The following is a 12,305-nucleotide window of genomic DNA, read 5'->3' as shown; positions in this document are numbered from 1 at the left end:
TCTTAGCTATTAATTACAAGATTTTAAATTTTTCAATTATGAAAACCAAACCTACTCGAAAGAATGCTTTATTAGATGCATTTTTTTACTTGTTGCTATTTGGACTATCGTATTCAGGATTTTCTCAATGTCCAACAGTGACTAACCCAACTCCACCTCCTATTTGTATTGCTTCAGGCTTTACTTTTAGTGATATGAATACTTTTGCTACTTATGGTGCAAGTGGTATTGTCTGGTATGATGCATCATCAGGAGGGAGTTTCTTTAATCCTGATCAATTGGTTAGTGAGGGTGTTTATTATGCAGATAATAATACGGGAACTTGCGTAACTAGAGCATCAGTAACTATAGATTTTTTAGTAAATCCAACTGGTAGAACATTAGATGGTATTTACTGTAGTAATGAAAATGCAACAATACAAACATATATTGATGAAGTTCTTCAGCCAAATGCACCGGTTAGTGGTTCAGTTGAAGTTTATACAGATATTAACTTAACTACTTTAGCTAATTCAGCTAATCCTATTACTAATGTCCCAAATTTCTATATAGTATTTGTAGATTCAGGAGGATGTAAAAGTCAAGTAGAAATAGGGAGTACGGCTGTGTTTAATGCGCCAGCTGATCCTATACCTGCAACACCACAAGTTTTTTGTTTAGATAATAATCCAACAATAGGCGATTTAGACCCAGGAACTACTGCTACTAACTTTAGTTGGTATGCAAATGTTGATGGTTCTGGAGAACCAATTTTACCAGCATTATCTATGCTTACGCCACTGGTTGATGGAAATAGCTATTATATACGAATTAACGACGTTTTTTGCGAAAGTAATGCTATTGAAGTTTTAGTAAATATAGATGACCCCGTTGAAGCAGGAACACCAGCTCCAGAAGAATATTGTGAAGATGATTTAGCATCAAGTACACCTTTAGATTTATTTGGACAATTAACAGGTGAAGATGCAGGTGGAACATGGGCAGATGATAATGCAACCGGAGCTTTAACAGGTGGTAATATTGATTTAACATTATTACCAATTGGAATTTCTACGTTTACATATACCGTATTAAGTAATAATACTTGTCCTGATAGTTCTTCAACAGTTTCTATAACCGTTTATGAAACACTTACATCAGGAAACCAATCAGTAGCAAATCCAGCCTCATTTTGTGAAGCTAGTTTGCCGTCAGCATTCGATTTATTTTCTCTAATTGAAAATCAAGACCCCGGAGGACAATGGACTGGAGGGAACTCAACAATTGATTTAATAGGATTTTCAGCTGGAACATATAATTTTACTTATACGCAAAATGCCTTACCTAACCCATGTCCTGAGGAAACTACTACGGTAGAAATAATTATACTTCAAGACCCTCATGCAGGAAATGCTTTAAACGACGTGTTTTGTGAGAATGACTTGGTTTCAAATTCACCATATGATTTATTTGATGCTTTAGATAGTACTCAAGATAATAATAGTGGTACTTGGACAGATTCAAGTAATAACAAAATTTCAAACACTTTAGATATTACAACCCTTACAGTAGATGGAAGTCCTTATACATATAATTATACTATTGATAATGGCACCTGTTCAGATACTGAAGCTATTACAATAATACTTGAAGATGCTCCAGAATCAGGAACGCCAGTCGCAACTTTTCCTGATTTTTGTGAAGATTCGGCACCAGCTAGTTATAATTTATTCGATTTAATAGAAGGAGAAGATCAAACAGGAACATGGTATTCTGGAACTGATAATACAGGAGCAATAGCTTCAAACCCAACAGATTTATCAGGATTAACACCAGGCACATATGATTTTACATTTGATGTTGACGACATTGGAAGTTGTGATGATGAACTGGTAACGGTTCAAATTACAATTAATCCTTTACCTCTAACAGGAACTCCAACATCTGAAACCTACTGTGAAAATGATTTAGCGGCAAATTCGCCTTTAGATTTATTTGGTCAATTAACCGGTGAGGATTCAGGAGGGACATGGACAGATGATGACGCTACAGGTGCTTTGTCTGGAAGTGATTTGAATTTAACTGCTTTAACAATTGGCACTTTTAATTTTACTTATACCCTTACAGATTCAAATGATTGCACAAACAGTTCATCTGTAACTATTACAGTTCGAGAAGCACCAGAATCGGGTACGGCAAATACACCAATTGAATTTTGTTTAGCAGACATAACTGCTGGTCAAACTTATAATTTATTTGATTTATTAACAGATGAAGATCAAACTGGAACTTGGATAGATGATGATACTACAGGAGCTTTAACTGCAAACGTACTTACTTTAGATGGCTTATTGCCAGCAAGCTATAATTTTACATTTGATGTAGATGCTATTGGATCTTGTGATGATGTAAATGTAACAGTAAGCATAATTATTAATGATACTCCTGCGCCTAATGCGGTAACACCTCAAGAATTTTGCGATATAGCAACTGTGGCTAATTTAGTTGCAACAGGAACAACCATTCAATGGTATGATGCTATAACTGGAGGTAATCCTTTAACGGATACAACAGCTTTAACAGACGGTCAAATTTACTATGCCTCTCAAACCGATGCAACAACAGGTTGTGAGTCTTCGGTACGAACAGCGGTAACCCCAACAATTTACCAATCACCAATTGCAGGTGATCCAAATGCAACTCCTATTGTAGCTTGTAATGATAACAATAATATTGATTTATTTGCAGGATTAGATGGAACTGAAGATGCCGGAGGGACATGGCAAAATGATAATGCCGTTGGAACATTAGTAGGAAATATATTTGATGCTTCTGGGGTTTCTGCCGGAACTTATAATTTTACATATTTAGTTACTGCCTCAGCACCTTGCGTTGATGATAGCGAAACTATAACAATTACCATAGAAGCTCCTTTAAATGCGGGGTCAAATATTGATCCAACTTTAGATATATGTAGTAACGAAGGAACAATCGACCTATTCACATTATTAGGAGGCGCTGATACAGGCGGTGTATGGTCACCAGAAATGGCGAGTACAACGGGAGTTTTTGATCCGTTAGTAGATCTAGACGGGACTTATACTTACACCTTAACTAATAGTTGTGGAACATTCACAAATCAAGTTGTAGTCACTGTAACGTTAGCTCCAAATGCAGGTGTAGATAATATACTAGCTATATGTGTAGGCGACGACCCTATAGATTTATTTGCTTTATTAGGATCAGGCGCTCAAAGTGGTGGTTCTTGGGCACCAGAATTAATAAGTACAACAGGTGTTTTTAATCCCGAGGTTGATCCATCAGGAACGTATATTTATACCGTAACAGCTCTAGCACCTTGCCCTCCAGATTCAACTGCAGAAATTGTTGTAACAGTTAATGATAGCCCGCCAGTAATTGTTTTAGATTCAGATCCTGAATTTTGTTTAGCAAATAACCCAACTGTTGCAAATTTATCAATTAGTGTAAGGCCTTCAGGAGCTCTTAATTGGTATGAGGACTTGGCATTAACAATACCACTATTAACTACTGATGCTTTAGTAGATGGAGAGGATTATTATGCAACTCAAACTAATAGTACAGGCTGTGAATCATCAATACCAGTTCAAATTAATGTAACCATTAACGATTCATCAACACCAACACTGGAAGATCCAACAATAGAATATTGTGTTAATGATAATCCTACTATTCAAATGCTATCAGATAATATTATTGAATATGATGATAATCAAGATAATTTAAGATGGTATGATTCCTTAACTGGAGGTATAGCTTTTTCAGATGATACCTTGTTAACTAACATTACCTATTATGTAGCATTGGTAGATCCATTAACTGGATGCGAAAGTAGTGTTCGTCTTGAGGTCATACCGGATTTAACAGCTTGTGGAAAATTAACAATCCCAGACGGTTTCTCACCAAATGGAGATGGAAAAAACGACACATTTGATGTTGATAATTTATCCATTTTATTTCCAAATTTTGTTATGGAGATTTATAATAGAAATGGAAACATGGTTTATAAAGGCAATGCTAATTCACCAAGATTTGATGGAACTTCTAACCAAGGAAGAATCGTTTCAAAAGGCGATTTACCAGTTGGCGTGTACTTCTACATTTTCAACTTTAACGATGGTGAAAATACACCAGAACAAGGACGCTTATACTTGAGCAGATAATTTATAGATAAAGCAAATTTAGAAACTATGAAACATTTAAATATATATCATAAAATAGCTGCTTTGTTAAGTATAATCATACTGTCTTTTCAAAGTAACGCGCAACAAGATGCTCAATTTACACAATACATGTACAATATGAGTGTCATTAATCCAGCTTACGCTACCGCGGAAGAGGGCATATTAAACCTAGGAGGATTATACAGAACACAATGGGTAGGTCTAGAAGGCGCACCAAAAACAGGAAGCTTTTTTGCCCACACACCTATTAACGATAGAATAGAGGTGGGAATCTCTTTCACCAATGATAATATTGGAGACGTAGTAAACGAAAATAATATATTTGCAGATTTCGCTTATGTGTTGCCTGTAGGTATAGAAAGTAAAATATCATTTGGTGTAAAAGCTGGTGTAACTCTTTTTGATACTAATTTTAACGGATTTCAATTACAATCAGGAGGAGCAAGCTCAGATGAAGCTTTTGATGAAAACATTAGTAAAGCCTTTCCAAATTTAGGAATTGGTGCTTTCTTTTTTACAGATAATTACTATTTAGGATTATCAGCACCAAATATGCTTTCAACAAAACATCTTGAAAATGAAAACGGCATCAAGGCAACTGGTGTTCAGAACGTACACTACTTTTTAACAGGTGGATACGTTTTTGATATTGATAAAAATTTAAAACTGAAACCAGCCTTTATGGCTAGAGGTGTTAAAGGAGCGCCATTAGCTGTAGATATTACAGCAAATGTGTTAATTAACGAAAAACTAGAAGCCGGTTTAGGGTATCGCTTAGGAGATGCGATAAGTGCTTTAGTGAATTTCAGGATTACACCAGAGCTTAGAGTTGGTTATGCTTACGATTATACAACAACTAACTTAGGAGATTTCAATTCAGGGTCGCATGAAATATTCATTTTATTCGATGTTGATTTATTCGGCTTTAAAAGCGGATACGATCGTTCACCTAGATTCTTCTAACATATTAATAATTGGAAAACATGAAAAAATACACATACATACTTGCAGGCCTTTTATTAGTTAGTGGAATGGCATCTGCACAAAAGAAAAATTTAAAGCGTGTTAATAAGCTTTTTGAAATGAGAGCTTATAAAGATGCTGCTGAAATATACGAAACAAAAGAGCGCAACCAAGAAGTGCTTCAAAATTTAGCAGACAGTTACTATTATAATTCGAGTCTTCAAAAAGCCATTAAAACATACCGAGAGTTGTTTGTAGAGTATGGAGATTCTATTGATATTGATTATCATTTTAGATTTGCTCAAGCTTTAAAAGGAGTTAAAGACTATAAAGAAGCCGATAAACATTTAAAAAGATATTACAATAAACCGTTTAATACACCTGCTTTTATAGAGGAAACCGATAAAACAACCCCGCATACCTTCAAATTAAAACAAATTGAAAATAAAAATTCTAGTAGCGATTTTGGCTTGTCTTTTTATGGTGATGACAAAGTGGCTTTTGCTTCCGCAAGAAATTCTGAAAACCCAGCTTATACATGGAATAATTTACCGTATTTAGATTTGTATAGTGCCACAATAACGAGTCAAAATGTTTTAGAAAATATTCAACCGTTTTCCGAAGCTATTAATACCAGTTCGCATGAAAGCAGCGCTGTGTTTACTAAAGATGGCAAAACGATCTATTTCAATAGAACAAATACAACGCGTAAAAAAACAGATGTTGAAAGAATTGCTCACATTAAAATTTATAAAGCTGAATTAATAGATAACGTATGGACCAATGTTACCGCATTACCATTTACATCAAACACTTATAGTACAGAGCACCCAGCATTAAGTAAAGATGAAAAAACGCTTTACTTTGCTAGTGATATGCCAGGAAATTTCGGGAGTTTTGATATTTATAGAGTTTCAATTAATGATGATGGAACCTATGGCGAACCAGAAAATTTAGGCAACACCATAAACACGAAACACAGAGAACAGTTTCCTTTTATTAGTGAGTTTAATGTGTTGTATTTCTCTTCAATAGGTCATCAAGGTTACGGCGGATTAGATGTATTTAGAAGCAATATGGTGAATGATACATTTGATAAACCTGTAAACCTAGGTAGCTCTATAAATAGTAATTTAGACGATTTTGCTTATGTGATTAGAGAGAAGAATAATAAAGGGTATGTGTCTTCAAACCGAACGGGTTATGACAGATTATTTGGGTTTGCAAGAGAACAAAACCCGTTAACCATGTATCAAGTTGAAGGTATTGTACAAGACTTAAATAGTAAAGCATTACTTGGAGGGTCTTTAGTAACCTTGTTTGATGAGTCAGACACTGTAATTCAAGATGCTATTGTTGGCGATGATGCGTATTACATTTTCAAAATTGAACCAAATAAAAAGTATAAAGTACGAGGAACACGAAAAGCATATATTCCTCAAGATGTTGAATTCTCAACAGATAGCAAAGGGTTAGTTCAACATAATATTTACTTGAATTTGGAGTCGTTCGCGGATGCTGAAGAGCGTGTAAAAGAAAAACAGGTAGGCACTGAACAAGTTGTACAGGTTGAATTAGATAAGATTTTCTTTGATTTTGATGAAGCTGTTATTCGTGAAGATGCTGCTACAACATTAAATGTATTAGTAGATTTAATGAAGAAATATCCATCTATGGAAGTTGAAGTGTCTGCGCATACAGATGCTCGCGGACCAGATGAGTACAACTTAAACCTATCTAAAAAACGTGCTGCATCAACACTAGAATATTTAGTCAGTCAAGGCATTCAAAGAAACCGATTAAAAAGTATTGGATATGGCGAAATGCAACCCCTTAACGATTGTGTAAAAGAAGGCATTTGCGATGACAGAGCATATGATATTAACAGGCGTTGTGAGTTTACAATTTTAAAATAAAATTCCTGTGCAGGCAGGAATCTCATAAATAAAAACCTTTAACCAACCTAAAATCAACCAAATTATTTGATAAAGCCTTTCCAGTTTGGAAAGGCTTTTTCTTTATATTTGTTACATCAACCTGCAAGGTTTTAATAACCTTGTAGGTTTGAATCAATATTCAGACTAAGTAATAATCTAAAAAAAGATTCCTGTTTTCACAGGAGTGTGTATGAACGAAAACCTAGATCCAACAGACGATAATTTTTCACCTGAAGAATTAGATGTAGAAAGAAAATTAAGACCCTTGTCATTTGATGATTTTACGGGTCAGGATCAAGTGCTTGAAAATCTTCAAATATTTGTTCAAGCTGCAAATTTAAGAACCGAAGCTTTAGATCATACCTTATTCCATGGCCCTCCAGGATTGGGTAAAACAACCTTAGCCCATATTTTGGCTAACGAATTAACGGTTGGTATCAAAGTCACATCAGGCCCTGTTTTAGACAAACCAGGTGATTTGGCAGGGTTACTTACAAATTTAGAAGAACGTGATGTGCTATTTATTGATGAGATTCATCGATTAAGCCCTATAGTTGAGGAGTACTTATATTCGGCTATGGAAGATTATAAAATCGATATCATGATTGAATCTGGTCCAAATGCACGTTCGGTACAAATCAATTTAAATCCGTTTACTTTAGTTGGCGCAACAACGCGTTCAGGTTTATTAACGGCACCTATGCGAGCCCGTTTTGGTATTCAAAGTAGGTTGCAATATTACAAAACCGATTTACTAACCACAATTGTACAGAGAAGTGCCGAAATTTTAGATGTTCCCATTTCCATGGAAGCGGCTATAGAAATTGCAGGCCGAAGCAGAGGCACACCAAGAATCGCAAACGCTTTATTACGCCGTGTTCGAGATTTTGCTCAAATAAAAGGGAACGGAAATATCGATATTAAAATTGCGAAATATGCTTTAGAAGCCTTAAATGTTGACGCCCACGGATTGGATGAAATGGATAATAAAATTTTAACCACAATCATTGATAAGTTTAAAGGGGGTCCGGTTGGAATTTCTACCATTGCAACAGCAGTTAGTGAAAGCACCGAAACTATAGAAGAGGTTTACGAACCGTTTTTAATACAACAAGGTTTTATTATGCGAACTCCCCGTGGACGTGAAGTTACAGAGCAAGCATATAAGCATTTAGGGAAGGTTAAAGGACCAATACAAGGTGGGTTGTTTTAAAGTCCCACCCAACCTCCCCAAAAGGGAGGAGATATTATGAATACTAAAAAAAACTTGAGTTTGGGTTCTCTTTCCCTTTTGGAGAGAGCTAGAGAGAGGACTTCTCTCATTAAAACCGAAGCCAAACGCCTCGGATTTTTATCTTGTGGCATAAGTAAAGCAAATTTTTTAGAAGAAGAAGCCCCTCGTTTAGAGAAATGGTTAAATAAGAATATGCATGGGCAAATGCAATACATGGAAAACCATTTTGACAAGCGTTTAGATCCAACAAAATTGGTTGAAGGTTCAAAAAGTGTTATTTCACTATTGTTAAATTATTTTCCTTCGGAAACGCAAAATCAAGATAGTTTCAAGATTTCGAAGTACGCGTTTGGAACCGATTATCATTTAGTCATAAAAGATAAACTCAAAACATTACTCCATTTTATTCAGGATGAAATAGGGGATGTTCATGGTCGTGCTTTTGTTGATTCTGCTCCCGTTTTAGATAAAGCTTGGGCAGCAAAATCTGGTTTGGGTTGGATAGGGAAGCATAGTAACCTAATAACCCAGCAAGTAGGCTCTTTTTATTTTATTGCTGAACTAATTATTGATTTAGACTTAGAATACGATTCAGCAACAACAGATCATTGTGGTTCATGTACAGCTTGTATTGATGCTTGCCCTACTGAAGCGATAACAGAACCCTATGTGGTTGATGGTAGCAAATGTATTTCATATTTCACCATAGAATTAAAAGAAAATATTCCTTTCGAATTTAAAGGGCAACTGGACGATTGGATGTTTGGTTGTGATGTGTGTCAAGATGTGTGCCCATGGAATCGGTTTTCAAAAGCGCATAACGAACCTTTGTTTAATCCGCATCCAGAATTATTATCCATGACTAAAAAAGATTGGGAAGAGATTACTGAAGACACTTTTAAAAAAGTATTTAAAAATTCAGCCGTAAAACGCACTAAGTTTTCAGGATTAAAAAGAAACATCAATTTTTTAAAAGATTAGGTGTATCGTTTGATAGGATTATTATCTTTGTTCGTTAAGTTAATTAATTATCCATATGAGCGAAGAAAGCAAACGTAGAGAAGCCCTTATATACCACGCAAAACCAACTCCTGGTAAAATTAAAGTTGTTCCAACCAAAAAATATGCAAGCCAACGCGATTTGTCTTTGGCCTATTCGCCCGGTGTTGCTGCGCCTTGTTTGGAGATTGAGAAAAACAAAGAACATGTTTATAAATATACTGCAAAAGGAAACTTAGTTGCTGTAATATCTAACGGAACAGCAGTTTTAGGTTTAGGGAATATTGGTCCTGAAGCTTCAAAGCCTGTTATGGAAGGTAAAGGGCTGTTATTCAAAATTTTTGCAGATATAGATGTATTTGACATTGAGGTAGACACGGAGAATGTTGAAGAGTTTATTCAAACCGTAAAAATGATTGCACCTACTTTTGGAGGCATCAATCTTGAAGATATAAAAGCACCTGAAGCTTTTGAAATTGAAAGACGTCTAAAAGAAGAGCTGGATATTCCAGTAATGCATGATGATCAACATGGTACGGCTATTATTTCTGCGGCAGCATTATTAAATGCAGTAGAATTAGCAGAAAAGAAACTTAGTGACGTAAAAATTGTTATCAGTGGTGCTGGAGCAGCAGCCATTTCATGTTCTCGTTTATATCAAGCCTGTGGTGCAAAACGTGAAAATATGGTGATGTGTGATAGTAAAGGTGTTATTAGAGATGATAGAGACAATTTAACTCCTGAAAAAGCTGAGTTCGCTACACATAGAAAAATAGATACGCTGGATGAAGCTATGGAAGATGCTGATGTGTTTATTGGACTTTCTATGGCAGATATAGTTACTCCAGAGATGCTTTTGGCTATGGCTAAAAATCCTATAGTTTTTGCAATGGCTAATCCAAATCCTGAAATTAAGTATGATATTGCCGTAGCAACAAGAAAAGATATAATAATGGCAACTGGACGCAGCGACCATCCAAACCAAGTCAATAATGTTTTAGGATTTCCTTTTATCTTTAGAGGCGCTTTAGATGTTCGTGCAACCAAAATTAACGAGGCTATGAAAATGGCTGCAGTATACGCATTAGCTAAATTAGCTAAAGAGCCCGTGCCAGAACAAGTGAATGTTGCTTATGGTGAAACCAGATTAACATTTGGTAAAGACTATATAATCCCAAAACCATTCGATCCGCGTTTAATTGCTGAAGTACCTCCAGCAGTTGCAAAAGCTGCCATAGAAAGTGGTGTTGCTAAAAAACCAATTAAAGACTGGAATCGCTATACAGATTCATTATTAGAACGTTTAGGGTCTGATAACAAATTAGTAAGATTGTTGCTAAACAGAGCAAGAATAAATCCTAAACGTGTTGTTTTTGCTGAAGCGGACCAATTAGATGTTTTAAAAGCAGCACAAATAGTTTATGAAGAAGGTATTGCAGTACCAATTTTATTAGGCAGAAAAGACACTATTGAAACTTTAATGAAAGAGATTGAGTTTGAAGGTGATGTTTTGATAATAGACCCCAAAACTGACGAAGAAAATGACAGAAAAAACAAGTACGCCAAAGTATATTGGGAGCAACGTAAACGTAGGGGTGTAACCTTTTACTCAGCACAACGTTTAATGCGGGAACGTAATTATTTTGCAGCAATGATGGTTAATGAGGGTGATGCCGACGCTTTAATTTCAGGGTATTCTCGTAATTATCCTACTGTAGTTAAACCTATGTTAGAGCTCATAGGTATGGCAGATGGCGTAAGTAAAGTGGCTACCACAAACATTATGATGACTAAAAGAGGACCTATATTTTTAAGTGATACCTCTATAAACATTGATCCAGACGCTAAGACTCTAGCTAAAATTACCCAAATGACGTCTAGTGTTATTAAACTTTTTGGTTTAAACCCTGTTATGGCTATGGTTTCATATTCTAATTTTGGGTCATCAATAAACGAAAAAGCATCTAAAGTTAGAGAAGCGGTATCTTATCTTCATCGTCATTACCCAGACCTAGATGTAGATGGTGAATTACAAACCGATTTTGCCTTGAATGATGAGATGCTTCGTGAACGATTTCCGTTTTCAAAATTGGTTGGTAAGAAAGTAAATGCTTTAATTTTTCCTAATCTAGATGCCGCAAATATTACATATAAGTTGTTGAAAGAATTGAATGAAGCCGATTCTATTGGACCAATTATGATGGGTATGAAAAAGCCTGTACATATTTTACAATTAGGTGCAAGTGTTGATGAAATAGTAAATATGACTGCTATTGCTGTTATAGATGCTCAACAGAAAGAAAAAAGGCATTTAGAAAATGCGAAAAGTAAGTAAATCTAATGTAAATAATTTTATTACATTTGAAGGTTAAGGATAACAATTCATGATAACACATATTCAAGGGAAACTTACTGAAAAAAATCCAACACATGTTGTTATTGATTGTAACGGTGTAGGCTATATGTTGAACATCTCATTGCATACCTATTCGCAAATTCCAGATGGAGAAAACTTAAAATTATTTACACATCTTCAAGTTAAAGAAGACGCCCATACACTATACGGGTTTTCTTCTCTAGCAGAGCGCGAAATATTTAGATTACTTATTTCTGTAAGTGGCATTGGTTCTAGTATAGCCAGAACCATGTTATCATCATTAACTCCAAAACAAATCAGAGAAGGGATTGCTAGTGGTGATGTGGTTTTAATACAGTCCATAAAAGGGATTGGAGCTAAAACGGCACAACGTGTTATTTTAGACTTAAAAGATAAAATTTTAAAGATTTACGATATTGATGAAGTTTCTGTTTCTAAAGGCAATACCAATAGAGATGAAGCGTTATCTGCTCTGGAGGTGCTTGGTTTTGTGAAAAAACAGGCTGAACGTGTTGTGGATAAAATTATGGCTGGTCAACCTGATGCAGATGTTGAAACCATTATAAAACAAGCCTTAAAAAATTTATAATATA

7 protein-coding genes are annotated in these 12,305 nt (G+C 35.3%); all 7 read left to right on the top strand.

Annotated features, from left to right (window positions below; translation table 11 throughout):
* Positions 1 to 38 precede the first annotated feature (38 nt).
* The 7 genes from P8K68_RS02155 to ruvA all read left to right on the top strand — a co-directional run bounded on the left by P8K68_RS02155 (position 39) and on the right by ruvA (position 12,301).
* The gene (locus P8K68_RS02155) at positions 39 to 4,181 is read left to right on the top strand and encodes a gliding motility-associated C-terminal domain-containing protein (RefSeq protein ID WP_300247734.1); all 4,143 of its coding nucleotides are present in this window, start codon (positions 39 to 41) and stop codon (positions 4,179 to 4,181) included.
* Between the two features lie 27 nt (positions 4,182 to 4,208).
* Positions 4,209 to 5,165: a type IX secretion system membrane protein PorP/SprF gene (locus P8K68_RS02150; RefSeq protein WP_300247732.1), complete on the top strand. Its 957-nt coding sequence runs from the start codon at positions 4,209 to 4,211 to the stop codon at positions 5,163 to 5,165.
* A 20-nt stretch (positions 5,166 to 5,185) separates the two neighbouring features.
* The gene (locus P8K68_RS02145) at positions 5,186 to 7,081 is read left to right on the top strand and encodes an OmpA family protein (RefSeq protein WP_300247730.1); all 1,896 of its coding nucleotides are present in this window, start codon (positions 5,186 to 5,188) and stop codon (positions 7,079 to 7,081) included.
* A 211-nt stretch (positions 7,082 to 7,292) separates the two neighbouring features.
* Entirely contained in the window at positions 7,293 to 8,315 is a 1,023-nt protein-coding gene (ruvB, locus tag P8K68_RS02140) for a Holliday junction branch migration DNA helicase RuvB (RefSeq protein WP_300247728.1), read from the top strand.
* 36 nt (positions 8,316 to 8,351) lie between these two features.
* The gene (queG, locus tag P8K68_RS02135; RefSeq protein WP_300247727.1) at positions 8,352 to 9,317 is read left to right on the top strand and encodes a tRNA epoxyqueuosine(34) reductase QueG; all 966 of its coding nucleotides are present in this window, start codon (positions 8,352 to 8,354) and stop codon (positions 9,315 to 9,317) included.
* A gap of 55 nt (positions 9,318 to 9,372) precedes the next feature.
* The gene (locus P8K68_RS02130) at positions 9,373 to 11,670 is read left to right on the top strand and encodes an NADP-dependent malic enzyme (RefSeq protein ID WP_300247725.1); all 2,298 of its coding nucleotides are present in this window, start codon (positions 9,373 to 9,375) and stop codon (positions 11,668 to 11,670) included.
* Between the two features lie 49 nt (positions 11,671 to 11,719).
* Positions 11,720 to 12,301: a Holliday junction branch migration protein RuvA gene (gene ruvA, locus P8K68_RS02125; RefSeq protein ID WP_300247723.1), complete on the top strand. Its 582-nt coding sequence runs from the start codon at positions 11,720 to 11,722 to the stop codon at positions 12,299 to 12,301.
* Positions 12,302 to 12,305: the final 4 nt, after the last annotated feature.

It is taken from the genome of Algibacter sp., assembly GCF_029245835.1.
Lineage (GTDB): Bacteria > Bacteroidota > Bacteroidia > Flavobacteriales > Flavobacteriaceae > Algibacter_B.
Note: the sequence above shows the minus strand (reverse complement) of the source record. Positions and strands in the feature narration are given on the sequence as shown.